This is a genomic window from Spongiivirga citrea (assembly GCF_010671565.1).
Taxonomy (GTDB): domain Bacteria; phylum Bacteroidota; class Bacteroidia; order Flavobacteriales; family Flavobacteriaceae; genus Spongiivirga; species Spongiivirga citrea.
Map to the genome: position 1 here is coordinate 65582 of NZ_JAABOQ010000004.1, position 16337 is coordinate 81918.

General features: G+C 36.7%; 16 protein-coding genes and 1 tRNA gene. 4 read left to right on the plus strand and 13 right to left on the minus strand.

Annotated elements, in window-relative coordinates:
- Positions 1-57: 57 nt before the first annotated feature.
- Positions 58-131: transfer RNA gene (locus GWK10_RS09675), tRNA-Met, on the minus strand.
- A 241-nt stretch (positions 132-372) separates the two neighbouring features.
- Between GWK10_RS09675 and GWK10_RS09680 the strand changes: the two genes are divergently transcribed.
- From GWK10_RS09680 to GWK10_RS09685, 3 genes are all read left to right on the plus strand, one after another.
- On the plus strand, positions 373-540 hold the full coding sequence (locus tag GWK10_RS09680) for a DUF6747 family protein (RefSeq protein WP_164032045.1): 168 nt from the start codon (positions 373-375) through the stop codon (positions 538-540).
- 103 nt (positions 541-643) lie between these two features.
- A complete protein-coding gene (locus tag GWK10_RS18685) occupies positions 644-811 on the plus strand; it encodes a DUF6747 family protein (RefSeq protein WP_394351660.1) in 168 nt (55 codons plus the stop codon).
- Between the two features lie 181 nt (positions 812-992).
- On the plus strand, positions 993-1154 hold the full coding sequence (locus tag GWK10_RS09685; RefSeq protein ID WP_164032047.1) for a DUF6747 family protein: 162 nt from the start codon (positions 993-995) through the stop codon (positions 1152-1154).
- A gap of 4 nt (positions 1155-1158) precedes the next feature.
- Here the strand turns inward: GWK10_RS09685 and hisS are convergent, their stop codons facing one another.
- The 6 genes from hisS to rpsF all read right to left on the minus strand — a co-directional run bounded on the left by hisS (position 1159) and on the right by rpsF (position 7687).
- Positions 1159-2532, minus strand: coding sequence for a histidine--tRNA ligase (hisS, locus tag GWK10_RS09690; protein ID WP_164032049.1), 1374 nt, complete (start codon positions 2530-2532; stop codon positions 1159-1161).
- A 162-nt stretch (positions 2533-2694) separates the two neighbouring features.
- Positions 2695-3171: a DUF6495 family protein gene (locus GWK10_RS09695; protein WP_164032050.1), complete on the minus strand. Its 477-nt coding sequence runs from the start codon at positions 3169-3171 to the stop codon at positions 2695-2697.
- Between the two features lie 142 nt (positions 3172-3313).
- Positions 3314-6478 carry a TonB-dependent receptor gene (locus GWK10_RS09700; RefSeq protein WP_164032052.1) on the minus strand — a complete coding sequence of 1055 codons (3165 nt, stop codon included), beginning with the start codon at positions 6476-6478 and terminating at the stop codon, positions 3314-3316.
- 95 nt (positions 6479-6573) lie between these two features.
- Positions 6574-7026: a 50S ribosomal protein L9 gene (gene rplI / locus GWK10_RS09705; RefSeq protein WP_164032055.1), complete on the minus strand. Its 453-nt coding sequence runs from the start codon at positions 7024-7026 to the stop codon at positions 6574-6576.
- 14 nt (positions 7027-7040) lie between these two features.
- Positions 7041-7337 carry a 30S ribosomal protein S18 gene (gene rpsR, locus GWK10_RS09710; protein WP_164032057.1) on the minus strand — a complete coding sequence of 99 codons (297 nt, stop codon included), beginning with the start codon at positions 7335-7337 and terminating at the stop codon, positions 7041-7043.
- 5 nt (positions 7338-7342) lie between these two features.
- Positions 7343-7687, minus strand: coding sequence for a 30S ribosomal protein S6 (gene rpsF, locus GWK10_RS09715; protein ID WP_164032060.1), 345 nt, complete (start codon positions 7685-7687; stop codon positions 7343-7345).
- A gap of 319 nt (positions 7688-8006) precedes the next feature.
- Here rpsF and GWK10_RS09720 point away from each other — a divergent pair, with 319 nt between their 5' ends.
- Complete coding sequence (locus GWK10_RS09720; protein WP_164032063.1) at positions 8007-8702, plus strand: LytR/AlgR family response regulator transcription factor; 696 nt, start codon at positions 8007-8009, stop codon at positions 8700-8702.
- Here the strand turns inward: GWK10_RS09720 and priA are convergent.
- The 6 genes from priA to GWK10_RS09750 form a co-directional block, all read right to left on the minus strand.
- On the minus strand, positions 8699-11149 hold the full coding sequence (gene priA, locus GWK10_RS09725) for a replication restart helicase PriA (RefSeq protein WP_164032616.1): 2451 nt from the start codon (positions 11147-11149) through the stop codon (positions 8699-8701). The genes GWK10_RS09720 and priA overlap by 4 nt on opposite strands.
- A 101-nt stretch (positions 11150-11250) precedes the next feature.
- A complete protein-coding gene (locus GWK10_RS09730; RefSeq protein ID WP_164032065.1) occupies positions 11251-11751 on the minus strand; it encodes a hypothetical protein in 501 nt (166 codons plus the stop codon).
- Between the two features lie 82 nt (positions 11752-11833).
- Positions 11834-12385 (minus strand): hypothetical protein, encoded by a 552-nt coding sequence (locus tag GWK10_RS09735; RefSeq protein WP_164032067.1) that lies wholly within the window; start codon positions 12383-12385, stop codon positions 11834-11836.
- 29 nt (positions 12386-12414) lie between these two features.
- Entirely contained in the window at positions 12415-14322 is a 1908-nt protein-coding gene (gene acs / locus GWK10_RS09740) for an acetate--CoA ligase (protein ID WP_164032069.1), read from the minus strand.
- Between the two features lie 8 nt (positions 14323-14330).
- Positions 14331-16022: a sodium:solute symporter family protein gene (locus GWK10_RS09745; RefSeq protein ID WP_164032071.1), complete on the minus strand. Its 1692-nt coding sequence runs from the start codon at positions 16020-16022 to the stop codon at positions 14331-14333.
- Positions 16023-16051: 29 nt separating this feature from the next.
- The gene (locus GWK10_RS09750) at positions 16052-16309 is read right to left on the minus strand and encodes a DUF4212 domain-containing protein (RefSeq protein ID WP_164032073.1); all 258 of its coding nucleotides are present in this window, start codon (positions 16307-16309) and stop codon (positions 16052-16054) included.
- Positions 16310-16337: the final 28 nt, after the last annotated feature.

The following is a 16337-nucleotide window of genomic DNA, read 5'->3' on the forward strand; positions in this document are numbered from 1 at the left end:
ATAATCGAACAAAGATGTTTGAAGAAGAAAAACCCGATGTTTTCACATCGGGTTTTGTAGCGAGAGGGGGGCACGATCCCCCGACCTCCGGGTTATGAATCCGACGCTCTAACCAGCTGAGCTACCTCGCCAAAACGCTAATTCAATATACATACTGATTTAGCGGGTGCAAATATAAAAACATTATTATCTCAATCAAAAAAACACCACTCTGTTTTTTTATTATTTAATCTTCCAAAATTGTATTGTAATTGTCTTCATAAAATAAGTAATTTAAGTTTTGGCATGCAAATTGAACATACCATGTAATTAAACCATATGAGATTGAAAATGTCTTATAGTATATGACAAACCCATTTAAAACAAATAATTATGGAAACGATTACAATTTTCAAGCAAGTATATGTTAAAGCATTTGAACAACTTAAACAATATCAACTGTATGTCTTAAAAGGGCTATCTTATATAGTCCTAGCTGGTATTACCCTAGGAATTGCCGCATTTATATACCGAGTAAGTACTGGCTTTTTCGTAATCTAGGCTATTCTCAAACGTCTTCACTGGGTGGCTATTTCGCTAAGATTTGCATTTTATCGATAAAATATGTACTTTAGCGAAACCTTAATCTTAAAACCCATTTGTTATGGAGACATTTTTACACCTAAGAAACCTGTATAATCAGGCGTTTGAGAACTTAAAAAATTACCAGCGGGTAGTTTTTAAAATTACTAGCAGTTTTTTATTGCTGGTGATAGCAGCAAGTATTGTTGCAATATTTTATCAACTCTTTACTGGTTATTTTACCATGTAATACCAGAACCTATGTAAACCGAAAGTCGGCTATAAGTTGTTAACAAACTATAGCCGATTTTTAATTTTATACAAAATCTTAGCATCCAAAATGTTATATTAGCCGTAGATATACTAAAATCGATGATTTTGTGTTATTAAAATAGACACTATTGGTTTATTGTATTATTTAATTTGGGGCTATGCAAACATTAACTTATTTCAAGAATCTTTACAAGAATGCTTTTAGCGATTTAAAACCGTTACAAGCCATTATCTTCAAACTTGCAACAGCGTTTATTTTTATAGTATTAATCGCTGGGGTAATTGCTGTTTTTAAAAGACTACTTACGGGCTATTTATAGACCTTTAGCTTTTCAAGATAGATTCCATGGTACTATAGTCAACTGACTCTTGTTCGCCAGAAATCATATTCTTTAACGTATACTTATTATTGTTCATTTCTTGCTCGCCTACGAGCACGGTAAATGACACCTCGCTTTTGTTAGCGTAATTTAACTGCTTTTTCATTTTAGAAGCATCAGGGTATAATGCTGCACTTATCCCATTTTCGCGAAGCTGTTTAATCGCTTTAGTAGCATACAACGCTTCCTTTTCTCCAAAATTGATGAATAATGCCTTAATTCCTTTGTTAACAGATTCTGGAAATAGCCCTAGCTCTTCCAACACTAGATAAATTCTATCCAAGCCAAATGAAATCCCTACACCACTAATACCTTTAAGTCCAAAAATACCGGTAAGGTCGTCATATCGGCCACCACCACCAATAGATCCCATGGCCACACCTTCTGGAGCCGCTACTTCAAAAATTGCTCCGGTATAGTAGTTTAGACCACGAGCTAGGGTAACATCAATATCAAGTTTTGATGATTTTAATCCTATTGATTCAATTGCATTAAAAATAAACTGCAACTCTTTTACTCCTTGCGTTCCTTCTTCACTACCCGAAAGTAATCCTCCTAGCTTTTCTAACTTTTCCTGATTGGTTCCCGTTAACTCAAATAAAGGTTGCATTTTACTTATTGAAGCTTCAGAAATACCTTTGGAAAGCATCTCCGTCTTAACCTTCTCCTCTCCTATCTTATCTAACTTATCTAAAGCAACTGTAAAATCGATTAGCTTGTCCTTCGCCCCCATCACTTCAGCAAAACCAGATAAGATCTTACGGTTATTCATTTTGATGATCACACCGTTTAATTTCAAATCAGAAAAAACAGCATCATACAATTGTACAAAATCGATTTCTTGCCACAAAGACGCACTCCCAACAACATCGGCATCACATTGATAAAACTCTCTAAATCGACCTTTTTGTGGCCTATCTGCTCGCCAAACTGGCTGTATTTGATAGCGTTTAAATGGAAAATCAATCTCATTTTGGTGTTGGACCACATAGCGTGCAAATGGAACAGTCAAATCGTAGCGCAAGGCCTTTTCTGATATTTGACTAGTAATTCCTTGGGAATCTTTATGCTGCAGTACTTTCTCATCCACCTTTTTTAGAAAATCACCAGAGTTCAAAATTTTAAATATCAAGCGATCCCCTTCTTCACCATATTTTCCCATGAGTGTCGAAGAATTTTCAAACGAAGGTGTCTCAATTGGCTGAAACCCAAACAAACCAAACTGATGTTTGATTGTTTGTATGATATAGTTTCTTTTTGCCACCTCCTCTGGTGAAAAATCTCGTGTTCCTTTCGGTACTGATGGTTTTTGAGCCATTTTTTAATAGTTACTTGTGTACTGCTTTCTCAAACGTTCTCGATACATTTTCCTTCGTCCCTCGGAAAACACTCGAACTGACATCGAACTTGAAAAACTTATCTATTTCTATATTCTCTGTTCTCTTTTCTTGCTTCTTGCTTCTTGCTTCTTGCTTCAAAGTTAATCCACATTAATCAACTGATCGAACCAGTTGAATAAATCTCCCTTCGTAATTACAGCGCCTTTTTTGATCAAGTCAAAACTGTCTTTATTCTTATCAGCTGAATACCCTTTCGAGGCGGTCATCATTTCTACCTGATCAGTCAAAAAATTCTCTTTAAACCAAGCAAAACCTTCCGTGGTTGTCAAATCCTTACTTGGGTTTAATACTTTCACGGCTATCAGTCGCATTTCATTATCATCTAAAAAGAATAAATGCATCTGACTTGCTGATATGTTTTCAAGATACTCCACTCTATTTAAAACACCTTCCCAAATAAGATCGCTAAATACGTCTAGCTCTTGTTCTGCAACTTCAGGTTTATTCTTCTTAATATCATTCCATTCATCAACTGTAATGGATTGTGTAGCCAAGAAATTAATAAACTCTTGGTGTAATTCTTCAAACTGTTCTTTTGTTAATCGCTCGTACTTCATGCCTTCATTTATAATCGCTGCAAAAGTAAAAAGGCTATGCGATTATGCACAGCCTTTTTAATTATTTATTTGATACGAACATCAATCTCATTAAACCTAAAAACGTCCCTCTTGCGCTAGGAATACTTGCCAGCTTAATTTCTTACTGAAAGATGTAACGAACTCCAACTTGTGCTCTCCATCTCGACAATAATGCCGTGTTTGCAGAGAAGGTGTCTGTTTGACCTGGATCGAATGTAAAGGTCGGTTCGTTAGTTGCAGCATCAACTGTTACCCCAAGTACTTGATCAAAAACTGGCTGATCGATAACACCCCATTCTGAATTCAACAGGTTTCCAAAATTTAAGACATCTAAGCTTATTTGAAACTTATTTCCTTCGCTTACTTTAATATCTTGAAGTACTTTAATATCCCAACTACTTCTCCAAGGCGCTAAAGCTCCGTAGCGCTCAGCATAGTTACCACGATTATCACTTAAATAATCATCTTGTTGAATAAAACGCTCAAAGGCTTCTGCTTGACCAGCTCCTGAGAAGTTCATTTGACCTACTTCTCCGGCAGTCGGTATGTATAAAAGATCATTAATTGAAGATCCGTCACCGTTAATATCACCACCATATATGTAGTTAAAACGACCACCTTGTGCATACTCAAAGAAGGTAGAAATGGTAGTTCCTGTCTTAAATTCTTTAGAAATCACACCAATTAAACGATGGGTGTCACCATATCTTGAAAAGGAAAGTTGATCATTATTGGCGTTTCCAACAATGGCATTACCCGCAAACGCATCACCAGTAATCTCAGCATCCACTGAATTCACTTCTTTTGCATTTAAATACGAATATGCCATCATCGCATACAATCCGCTGTCCCAAGTTTTCTGAGCTTTTACCGATGCATTAATGATACGACCTTGATCAGAATTTGTAAATACGAATGCATTTGTCGGTCCGCCAAATATTTGAGAACGGTCACTTGGTACATAAACGGCTCTATTATCTCCTGGAGCATTTAATGTCTGACTTGGTAATCCTAATCCCCAGTTTTGAACATGAGCTGCATTTAAGTCTTTTGTATATGAAGCATCAGCCGTAAGGATTAATCCGTTATCGAATGCTTTATCAACGCCAATATTTGTTCTCCAAACTTGTGGCCACTGAAATTCAGGATCTACTACTTGATAAAAGAAGAAATCGACACCTTGTACCTGGTTCCCTAACCATACAAATGGGAATCGACCTGTAAATAATCCAGAACCACCGCGCAATTGCAAAGTGTTGTCTCCTTTTACATCCCAGTTAAAACCAACTCTTGGCGATGCCAAAAATTTATTATTTGGTAATTGCTCTGAATCAATGAAACGTGGCTCACCATTATCAGGATTGAAGTATTGAATTGAAGGAATATAAGTCCCGTTAGAACCGCCTTTTCTATCAATATTCTCACGAATTTTTTCAGCTGTATCAAAATACAATGGCTTGTCAAAACGAACACCATATGTCAATTTAAAATCTTCTGTAACATCCCATTGATCTTGAGCGTAGAAAGATAATTGTCCAACATTAGTTTCAGCCAACGACCAGCCTCCAGGATTTCCTGTTCCAATAGCATTATTGTTATTGTTTGTCGCAATAGCAGCATTAAATGCAGCCTGTAGGGCACCAGAATCGGCAAAATTCTGAAAATCGGTTATCATGGTGGTCGGGAAGAATACTCCTTGTGCACCGTAAGCCCCTAAATTAAAAGAGTTGTCAAATTGGAACTTTTCAAAAGAAAAACCGACCGTAAAAGTATGGTTCCCTTGAAAGAAGTTCATATTATCAGTAATTTGAAATACCTTTTGATCAAGCCTATTGTTGATTGAAAATGGTTCATGACCAGCAATAATATAGTTAGAGCTACCAGTTGCATCAAGAATTGTAATACTTGGCGCTGGCGATGAAAACGGATTTCTAAAATCATCAAAGTGTGTGTAACCAACTTGTAGTTTATTGGTAGTCGTTTCTGACAAGGTCGAGTTTAATTCCAATTGAACTGACTGGATGTTGTTGTTGATTTCATATCCTGCATTTTCGAACTGAAGCGTTGCCTGGCTAGGCCCTCTAAATGTAATTGCATTTCGGTTTGCAGGCAATCCTCTTGATGCATTTAAGAAGTTATAAATTAATGCCAATCTATTATTGTCATTAATATTCCAATCTAGCTTAAAAATACCTTTAGTTGATTCTGAATCAAAATTGAAGTTTTCAAAAGCGCCTGGATTGTAAAAAATATCGTTTCCTTGAGCATCTTGCCCAACTACTACTTGACGCAAAATATTATCTACTAATTGCAAATCTGATAAGGTAACACGAGATTCATTAATCGCTCCTGTGCCTCTATTTGGTGTAAAACCTGTACCTAATTCAGTGCGCTCATCCCTTTCAAAATTTGCGAAGAAGAACAATTTGTCCTTAATAATCGGTCCGCCAATGCTAACACCATACTGTGTCTGTTCTAAACCAGTCTTAGTAACATCATCCCCATTAATTTTACCTCCGGTAAGGTCGTCATTTCTAAAAAAGCCATAAACAGTACCTTTAAATTGGTTGGTACCACTCTTGGTTACCGCATTTACGGATGCACCAGTAAACCCAGATTGTGTAACATCGTATGGTGCAGTCGTTACTTGAATTTGCTCAATTGCTTCAATAGAAATTGGAGTCGCATTGGTTTGTCCTCCTGGTTGTGCAGCATCTAGTCCAAAAGGGTTATTAAAAATCGCTCCATCTAGCGAGAAATTGTTGTATTGATCATTTCGACCACCGAAAGAACCCGCACTTGCAGTAGGTTCTAGACGAGTAAAATCGTTAGTCGATCGTGAAATAGTTGGTAAACGGGTTAGCTCTCTTCTTCCAACACTTGTTTCTGCACCGGTGCGGTCATTCCCAAAAGTTCCTGTTTGATCTCCTGTCAATACAACCTCATCAAGTTGTGCAGCATCTGAAGTCATCGTTGCATCAACATTATAAGTCTTACCTAACGTTAAATAGACATCGGTATATTCTTGTGTTTTAAAACCTACATAACTAATAGTTATTGTATACGGCCCACCAACACGAAGGTTTAATAAATTGAAACGCCCATCAAAGTTAGTTGCTGCTCCATATTTTGTTCCCGTCGGATTGTGAATGGCCAGAACATTGGCACTAGGAAGTGGCACATTTTGGTCATCTAGGACCAAACCTTTTATGTTAGAAGTAGTTACTTGCGCAAAAGATATTGCAGTAAATACTAACATAAAAGCTAAGAGTAATCTTGATTTCATGATTGTTGTTATTGAGTTAATTGCCTAATAAAATTAAATGAAAAAAGCCACCGTAATGGTGGCTTTCCTTGATATTTATACAGAAAAATTGTTAATTACTTTGCTTCTGCAACTACGTCAAAAGGTAAATCAACAATTACTTCTCTATGCAAACGTACTTTGGCGTTATAAGTACCTGTACGCTTTACATTTCCACCAGCAACGGTGATGAATTTCTTATCAACAGCATGTCCTGCTTTCTCAAGTGCCTCTGAAACATTGATATTGTTTACAGAACCAAAAAGCTTATCGCCAGCACCTGTTTTTGCTGTGATTTTAATTGTAAGATCAGTAATAGCATTTGCCACTTTCTTAGCATCTTCAATTAATTTAGCTTCTTTAAAAGCGCGCTGCTTTAAATTCTCGGCTAATACTTTTTTAGCCGATACAGTAGCTAAAACAGCATATCCTTGAGGAATCAAATAGTTACGACCGTAACCATTCTTTACATTCACAACATCGTCTTTAAAACCTAGTTGCTCTACGTCTTGTCTTAATATAACTTCCATCTTCTACCCTCCTATTATTTTAAAAGATCTGCTACATATGGCATAAGAGCTAAATGACGTGCTCTTTTTACTGCAACAGAAACTTTACGTTGATATTTAAGTGAAGTACCAGTTAAACGACGTGGTAAAATTTTACCTTGTTCGTTCACAAACTTTAATAAAAAGTCTGGGTCTTTATAATCGATGTATTTAATACCTGATTTCTTAAAGCGACAGTACTTCTTGGCTTTATTGGTATCGATATTAAGAGGAGTAAGATATCTGATCTCTCCTTCTTTTTTTCCTTTTGCTTGTTGTTCTATTGAAGACATACCTGTTACGCTAATGCTTTAATGTTTAACTTTTCTCTTCTTCTTTCCGCCCAGCTAATAGCATGCTTATCTAAACTTACGGTTAGATAACGCATAATGCGCTCGTCTCTACGGAATTCTAACTCCAAAGGAGTGATCGCCTCACCGTCAACGGTGAATTCAAATAAGTGGTAAAATCCACTTTTTTTGTTCTGGATTGGGTAAGCAAGCTTCTTCAGCCCCCAATCTTCTTTCGATACCATCTTAGCTCCTTTAGAAACAAGAAAATCTTCAAATTTCTTTACTGTTTCCTTTATCTGAGTATCAGATAAAACGGGATTCAAGATGAAAACAGTTTCGTAATGATTCATAATAAATAAAATATGTTTAAGTGCTTTTTTATCTAAAAGCGGGTGCAAAATTAGCTAATATTAATGATTAAAACAACTGTAAAAATCTATTTTTAACACCTTTCTGTAGGCCTACATAATTAGTAATATTATTCCTTGATCAGTAGAAAGGCATAAAATCCTGAAAAGTGGCAATTTACAAGGAATATACGGTAATCTTACATTCCAAATTCCTACGTCAAACAACAAGCATTTGTTTAAAACAACTAAATAGTCGTATTTTATTGCTTATTATCGATTTTTTCATAAATTGCGGCACACTTAAACAGCAACTTAGCACATGAAAATTAATTGTATTGTTGTAGACGACTCCTCCACGCAGCGACTTGCCATTACAAGGCTTATTATGAATCACCCTGCATTAAATTTGGTAGCCGAATACAGCAACGCTATTGAAGCTAAAAACGGCTTAAAAACGCAGAATGTAGATCTTATTCTCTTAGATATTGAGATGCCTGTATTGACTGGTTTTGACCTTTTAGAGTCACTACAAGAACCTCCACAGGTAATTTTAGTAACCGGAAAAGTAGATTATGCCTTTAAGGCATTTAACTACGATGTTACTGATTACCTTCACAAACCACTTGAGAAAGATCGTTTCGAAAAAGCGATCGAAAGAGTGATTGAACGTTATAAAGCAAAACATGCTGTAAATCCTGAAGACCAAGAGTACATTTTTGTAAAGAGCAATCTCAAAAAGAAAAAAGTGTTCCTAAACGAGATCAAATGGATCGAAGCTTTGGGTGATTATATCAAATTAATCACAAATGATCAAGGCATTATCGTTTTGTCTACCATGAAATCTTTTGAAAAAACACTTCCAGCGGATAAGTTTTTACGTATACACAAATCGTATATCATTAACTTGACGAAAGTGGAGCGTTTTAATAGCAAAACAGTTGAAGTTGAAGGAAAACAAATTCCCTTAAGTAGAAATAAGAAAACACAGTTATCAGATGCACTAGAGAATCTCTAGTAATTATCCACATCGATAATTAATCGAATACTTCTAAAATCAGGAACGGCCTCAAAACTGTTCCTGATTTTTTTTATGTATGTTTTTGTATTTCCTAGTGATTGCTCCTTAGGTATCTTAATCAATATATTCTTATGATATTGATTTCTAATCCTAGATACAGGCGGAAATTCTGGACCCAAAACATACTTTCCAAATCCATTTTTTAAATATTGCGCCAACCAATCCGCTCCGCGATTTACTTTGTTATAATCTTTATGCTTTAAAGTGACCTTTATCAGTCTAAAAAACGGAGGGTATTCATATTGTCTTCGTTCGTTCACTTGATCTGTGAACATGCCGTCATAATCATTAACAGACACTTGTTGTAATATTTGATGATATGGATTAAAACTCTGTATCAGTACTTTTCCTCGCTTTTGAGTCCTTCCGGCCCTACCTGCAACCTGCACCATTAAATGAAAGCTTCGTTCATGGGCTCTAAAATCAGGGAAATTAAGCATCGCATCAGCACTCATAATACCGACTAAACCTACATTTCGAAAATCTAAGCCCTTAGTGAGCATTTGTGTGCCAACTAAAATTTGAATCTCCTCACTTTCAAACGCGTTAATAATTTTTTCATAGCCATGTTTACCTCGAGTAGTATCTAAATCCATCCTCCCGACTTTCACTTTGGGAAATAGTTCTTTCAACTCGGCTTCTACCTGTTGCGTCCCAAAACCTTTACTGTCTAAATTTGCTACTCCACATGCCTGGCAATTAGTCTGCATAGCCATGCGATAACCGCAATAGTGACATCGCAATTCATTTTTATACTGATGGTAGGTTAGGCTCACATCACAATTTGAACATTGAGGAGAGTGACCACAAGTACCGCATTCTACTATTGGTGAAAAACCGCGTCGGTTTTTAAATAAAATAACCTGCTCATTGTTGTCGAGTGCTTCAGCGATAGCTTCTAAAAGGCGATCAGAAAAATGTCCTGTCATTCGCTTCTTCTTGTGCTTGTCTTTTAGATCGATTAACTCAATTTCGGGCATAAGCACATTACCAAAACGCCTATCTAAATTGACAAGTCCGTATTTGCCAGCTTTAGCATTAAAGTAACTTTCAACTGCAGGAGTTGCGGTTCCCATTAATACTTTGGCTTTAAAAATATTTGCTAGCACTATTGCAGTGTCTCTAGCATGATATCGTGGTGCAGGATCAAATTGTTTGTAGGATGTTTCATGTTCTTCATCTACAATGACTAAACCGAGATTATTAAATGGTAAGAAAATAGAAGAACGTGCTCCCACCACTAATTTAGTTTTCGGACTATTATTCAATGTATTATTCCATACCTCTACCCGTTCGTTAACTGAATACTTGGAATGATAAATACTAACCGCTTCACCAAAATAATGTCGCAAGCGATGAATAAGCTGTGTGGTTAAGGCTATTTCCGGGACCAAATACAACACTTGTTTCCCTTTTGCTATTTCATTCTCAATAAGCTGTACATAAATTTCTGTTTTCCCCGAAGATGTAACACCATGAAGTAAGGTAACCTCTTTGCTTTTAAAAGATTCTTCTATCTCCTTAAAAGCTGTTTGCTGATATTCATTTAGTTCTTTTACCTCATTTGTTTCTCCTTCAAAAGACACCCGATCGATCTGCTTTTTATAGGTCTTTAATATATCCTTGTCTATTAGGGATTTTATTACCGCTGCACTTACCTGACTCTCTTTTTGAAGTTCGCTTTTCTTAACGGGCTTTTTTGTACTCGCAGATAGTGAAAAGAGTCGCATTACAACCTCTCGTTGTTTCGGAGCCCTGGACAGATCATCCAGCAACGTATGCATTTTTTCTTCGGATGAAAATTGCTCATGGAGCAAAACATATACCTCTTCTTTTGGTTTGTATTGCTCGTAAATTTCTTCCTGAACTGTTACTAGTTCCTTTTCTATCAATCTATTAATAACTGGCAGCACCTTTTTTGTGTCCAAAATCGCCCATAAATCTTCGATCTTTAAAGAAGATTGATGTCCCAAAGCCTCTATTACCAAAAATTCATGATCATCCAACTCATTTTCATCTACCTCTTTCTCTCCATTTAAATAAACTACAGTTTCACTTTCTAATAGAAAAGCACTTGGCATCGCAGCCCGAAAAATGTCGCCTAAACTGCACATATAATAGCTTGAGATCCATTTCCAAAGTGCTAATTGTTGTGAAGTAACAACAGCTTTTTCATCTAATATTTGCTGAATTGATTTTGCTTCGTAAACTTCCGGTGGATTTTGATGAACGTTCACCACCAAGGCTGTGTATACCTTTCTTTTACCAAAGGGCACAGCTACACGAAACCCTGGTTTTAAAAAATGAAATTCTGCCTCTGTAATCGAGTAGGTAAATAGCTTTTGAAGCGGTATGGGCAATATGACGTCTATAAAGTACTTCAGAGTAGTTGATTGCGAATTATAAATACAGTTGCTTTTTCAAATATCGAAATTACTAAATAGAAGATGCTTTACTATGTAATTTTATCAACATAAGCCGATGCTTAGGTTGCTTCAATTGTTTCCGAGCAAAATTTACGATCTAACTGAAGCTCATTGCAGAGTTTAATTCGTCTAGGAAATGACTTTTCTGGCTTTGTTTTCAAAAATTTAATCGGTATATCATCTCCTACTAAAAGTTTATCGTAGCACTCCTGATGATACACATAGAAGAATCCTTTTTGTAGTCGTCCTTGATATTCAAACTCATAGTGAATACCATAATGCAACATTTGGAGAAGAGTTTCATTTTCTGTGTATGAGTGATCTTCGATTTCTCTTTTCACAATTACTGCTTTAGTGTAAGCACCATACTTATTGGTTAGGGCTTTCTCATAATAGTGCATGATACTCGAAGGCATTGTATAGATTATAAAAAACAATACAAATATGATCACAAACCCTCCAAAACTATAAAGAAACCATCGGGTAGAGGTTTCACTTGCTCGACTACCGACATAAAGAAGGATGATCCCAAGTCCAATGAATACTAAAAATATTAACATCAAAACATAGTGCGGTTTTAATGCGGCCTTTATAAGCGAAATTTTATCAGAAAAAGAAAGTCTCAAATTGTTCCTAAAAGAATTATTCTAAAAGCTCTACTTTAAAGTGAATGTAAGAATATTGCGCTCTTTCGATAGTCATTTTTTTTGCTTTTAACCAATCAGGATTCTCTTCCTGATTAAAAAAAACATGCTTTACCGGGGTGCCATCTTTTCTTTTAAAATGAAGAATGGCGTCATCACCATCGAGCATACTCGCATAATTTTGGCTTATTAATTGAATTCTAGCGACCTCATAAGTACCTCTTGTTTTCAATTTAAGCTTCATATCTTTTTTAAATGAACGCAAAAACAGTCGGTAACTAATTAATAAGATGATACCGATAATTCCTAAAATAATAAGTATCGCAGGCACCGTTCCCCAAACTTCTAACAAGTTAGATTTAGGCGGAATATCAGGTATTTCTTCAGGCTGATACCAACCAAAACGAAACCAAGCATCGGTTTTTACAAATAAAGCAGCCAAACCAACAATAGAAGAAATTACTAAGTTTCGTTTAAATTTTTCAAGGTTATACTTGTATCTTTTTTTAATGCTAATAAGTTCATCTTCAGAAAGAGGGATTCTCTCCATAATCCTGTTAAGAGTTTGGTTGTTACTAATTAAAGGGCTCCATCTTGAATCTTTTGAACCACATCTGGATTCAAAAGAGTAGAGATATCACCAAAGTTAGAAAAATCTTTTGAAGCAATTTTTCTTAATATACGTCTCATTATTTTACCACTGCGTGTCTTAGGCAATCCAACTACAAATTGAATTTTATCTAGCTTCGCAATCGGTCCAATATGCTCTGTAATCGTCTGATTTATTTCATTACTCAAATTATCTCGATCACGCCCCTCGCCCACTTCTTTAAGAATTACAAAGCCGTATAGTGCATTCCCTTTTATATCATGAGGAAAGCCGACAATTGCAGATTCGGCAACCGCGGGGTGCTCATTAATAGCATCTTCTATCGGCGCTGTCCCAAGATTATGTCCCGATACTATAACCACATCATCCACTCTACCTGTAATTCTGTAATAGCCTACCTCATCCCGTAAGGCCCCATCACCAGTGAAATACTTATTATCGAAAGCTGAGAAATAAGTGTCCTTATACCGCTGATGATTCCCCCAGATAGTTCTTGCCATACTCGGCCATGGGAATTTTATACAAAGCCTACCATCTACTTGATTTCCTTTTATTTCATTCCCATTTTCATCCATTAAAGCCGGTTGAATTCCCGGCATGGGCAAGGTTGCATAGGTCGGCTTTGTCGGTGTTACATACGGTATTGGGGATATCAAAATACCTCCTGTCTCTGTTTGCCACCAAGTGTCTATAATTGGACTTTTCTTTTTACCTATATTATCATTGTACCAATGCCAAGCCTCTTCATTAATAGGCTCGCCAACAGATCCTAGCACTTTCAAAGACGAAAGGTCATGCTTTTCAACATAATCCAATTTTTCTTTTGCCAATGCGCGTATTGCCGTTGGCGCCGTATAGAACTGATTGACTTGATGTTTTTCGATCACTTCCCAGAATCGACTCCAATCGGGATAGTTTGGCACACCTTCAAACATTAATGTAGTTGCTCCATTTGCTAATGGTCCATAAACAATATAACTATGTCCGGTAATCCAGCCTATGTCGGCACTACACCAATACACCTCATCTTCGCGATATTGAAATGCATTTTTAAAGGTGAATGCTGTATAAACCATATAACCAGCCGTTGTATGTAACATTCCCTTAGGACTTCCGGTAGAACCCGAAGTATATAAAATGAATAGTGGGTCTTCTGCATTCATTACCTCTGCCTCACAATCGGCTGATGCCACATCTAATAAAGGTTGCAACCATTCGTCGCGCCCTTCTTTCATATTTATGGCAGCATTAATGCGTTTTACTACTAGAACACTCTCTACACATGGGCATTGGTCAACGCCTTCATCTACAATTTCTTTTAAATTGATAGTTTTATTTCCTCTGTAAGAACCATCTGAAGTAATGACCATTTTACACTCGCTATCATTAATTCGAGTTGCGATAGCAGTCGACGAGAAACCGGCAAAAACTACCGAGTGGATCGCTCCTATTCGAGCGCAAGCCAACAATGAAATTGCCAATTCAGGAATCATAGGCAAGTAAATGCAAACACGATCTCCTTTTTTAATGCCTTTAGCCTTTAAAACATTGGCTAATTTATTAACTCGATTGCTTAATTCACTATAGCTAATATACTCAGCAGGATCTTTTGGATCATTCGGCTCGAAAATGATAGCCGTTTTATCACCTCTTGTAGCTAAGTGACGGTCGATACAGTTTTCTGTTATATTCAACTCCGCACCTTCAAACCATTTTACTTCAGGTTTTGAAAAATCCCAACTTAGAACCTTATCCCATTTTTTTCGCCATAAAAAATGCTCTTCGGCAATTTCTTCCCAGAAACTTTCAGGATTTCTAACTGATTTTCGGTAGACCTGAAAATACTCTTCAAAATCTTTTATATGGTAGTTACTCATATTTTTTATTAATGTGAAACGGCATCTTTAGCACCACTAGGTATTCTTATTTCTTCTACCAACTCCTGTATATCTTGTGGAGGTGCTTTATAAAAAGAAGATACCAGTATTGCTACAATAAAGTTAGCCAACATCGCAACAGTTCCAAAACCTTCGGGAGAAATTCCTAAGAAATAATCATTTTCAGTCCCTCCGCCAAACCAACCAAACTTAAACTTGGTCATGTAGAATAGCATTAAAAGAATACCTACTAACATACCGGAGATAGCGCCTTGTTTATTCATTCTTTTAGAAAAGATCCCCAAAACAATGGCCGGAAAAAAAGATGCAGCAGCTAAACCAAATGCCAAAGCAACCGTAGCAGCTACAAAGTCTGGCGGATTAATACCAAAGTAACCAGCAATACAAACTGCACCCACTGCTGAAAGTCTTGCGATTACCAACTCTCCTTTATCTGATATATTAGGACGCAATTGTTTTTTGACCAAATCATGTGAAATAGAGGTAGATATTACCAACAACAAACCGGCTGCCGTTGACAAGGCAGCTGCCAACCCACCGGCCGCAACCAAAGCGATGACCCAATTAGGTAAATTGGCGATTTCAGGATTAGCCAATACCATTATATCTCGATCGACAGTCAACTCATTGGTTTCTTTATCCGCTACATATTGAATTTTGCCGTCTTCATTTTTATCCTCAAATTCAATCAATCCAGTTTTTTCCCATTTAGAAAACCAGTCTGGCATTTCTTTATAAGGGTGTTCACTTACTGTCTCGATTAAATTAGTTCTTGCAAAAACAGCAACTGCGGGAGCCGTTGTGTAAAGAATTGCAATAAAAAGTAGCGCATAACCTGCAGATTTACGGGCATCTTTCACCTTTGGCACTGTAAAGAATCGAACAATAACATGAGGCAATCCAGCGGTACCAACCATTAAGGCTGCAGTAATAAAAAACACATCTATTTTCGGTTTCGAGCCATTAGTATATTGACTAAAACCCAGATCTTTAGATAGTCCGTCTAACTTGTCCAATAACGATATTTCCTCTCCTACTAGATCAGCACCAAAACCCAATTGCGGTATTGGGTTTCCGGTCATTTGTATTGAAATAAAAATAGCGGGAACCATAAAGGCAAATATCAATACGCAATACTGAGCTACTTGTGTATAGGTAATTCCTTTCATTCCACCTAAAACGGCATAAAACAATACGATAACCATTCCGATTAATACTCCTGCATTTACTTCTACTTCTAAAAAACGGGAGAACACCAGGCCAACTCCACGCATCTGTCCTGCGACATACGTAAACGAAACAATAACAGCGCAAATTACTGCTACCGTTCTAGCAAGATTCGAATAATAGCGGTCGCCGATAAAATCAGGTACGGTGAATTTGCCAAATTTCCTAAGATAAGGTGCCAAAAGCAATGCCAATAGCACATAACCTCCGGTCCAGCCCATTAAATACACTGAGCCATCATATCCGGTAAATGAGATAATCCCAGCCATTCCCAAAAATGAAGCTGCCGACATCCAGTCTGCTGCAGTTGCAAGACCGTTCGCAAGTGGAGAAACACCACCTCCGGCAACATAAAAATCTTTGGTTGAGCCTGCTCGACTCCAAATAGCAATACCGATATATAAGGCGAATGTGATGCCTACAATTATGTAGGTCCAAGTTTGTACATTCATTTATAAAGTTTGATTAGTTAGTGGAATCATTACTCGTTGAATCCGTATTTTTTATCAAGACGATTCATTAGGTAGACATAGATAAAAATGAGCAACACAAATACTATAATTGATCCTTGTTGGGCGAACCAAAAGCCTAATTTAAAACCACCTAATTTAATCGTATCTAGTTGTTCTTTTAATAGTATTCCGAAACCATAAGAAACAAGAAACCAAATAGCTAAAAGAATTGATAAATAGCGAAGATTAGTCTTCCAGTATTTTTTAGCCTTATCTGATACAGCCATGAATTATTTTTTCTTAAAAATAGGAAAA

Coding starts and splice junctions, on each gene's coding strand:
- GWK10_RS09730 (WP_164032065.1), bottom strand. CDS start 11,751: ATGTTAATATTTTTAGTATTCATTGGACTTGGGATCATCCTTCTTTAT.
- GWK10_RS09695 (WP_164032050.1), bottom strand. CDS start 3,171: ATGAAGTACGAGCGATTAACAAAAGAACAGTTTGAAGAATTACACCAA.
- GWK10_RS09685 (WP_164032047.1), top strand. CDS start 993: ATGCAAACATTAACTTATTTCAAGAATCTTTACAAGAATGCTTTTAGC.
- GWK10_RS09680 (WP_164032045.1), top strand. CDS start 373: ATGGAAACGATTACAATTTTCAAGCAAGTATATGTTAAAGCATTTGAA.
- rplI (WP_164032055.1), bottom strand. CDS start 7,026: ATGGAAGTTATATTAAGACAAGACGTAGAGCAACTAGGTTTTAAAGAC.
- GWK10_RS18685 (WP_394351660.1), top strand. CDS start 644: ATGGAGACATTTTTACACCTAAGAAACCTGTATAATCAGGCGTTTGAG.
- GWK10_RS09735 (WP_164032067.1), bottom strand. CDS start 12,385: ATGGAGAGAATCCCTCTTTCTGAAGATGAACTTATTAGCATTAAAAAA.
- rpsF (WP_164032060.1), bottom strand. CDS start 7,687: ATGAATCATTACGAAACTGTTTTCATCTTGAATCCCGTTTTATCTGAT.
- hisS (WP_164032049.1), bottom strand. CDS start 2,532: ATGGCTCAAAAACCATCAGTACCGAAAGGAACACGAGATTTTTCACCA.
- GWK10_RS09720 (WP_164032063.1), top strand. CDS start 8,007: ATGAAAATTAATTGTATTGTTGTAGACGACTCCTCCACGCAGCGACTT.
- GWK10_RS09745 (WP_164032071.1), bottom strand. CDS start 16,022: ATGAATGTACAAACTTGGACCTACATAATTGTAGGCATCACATTCGCC.
- GWK10_RS09750 (WP_164032073.1), bottom strand. CDS start 16,309: ATGGCTGTATCAGATAAGGCTAAAAAATACTGGAAGACTAATCTTCGC.
- GWK10_RS09700 (WP_164032052.1), bottom strand. CDS start 6,478: ATGAAATCAAGATTACTCTTAGCTTTTATGTTAGTATTTACTGCAATA.
- acs (WP_164032069.1), bottom strand. CDS start 14,322: ATGAGTAACTACCATATAAAAGATTTTGAAGAGTATTTTCAGGTCTAC.
- rpsR (WP_164032057.1), bottom strand. CDS start 7,337: ATGTCTTCAATAGAACAACAAGCAAAAGGAAAAAAAGAAGGAGAGATC.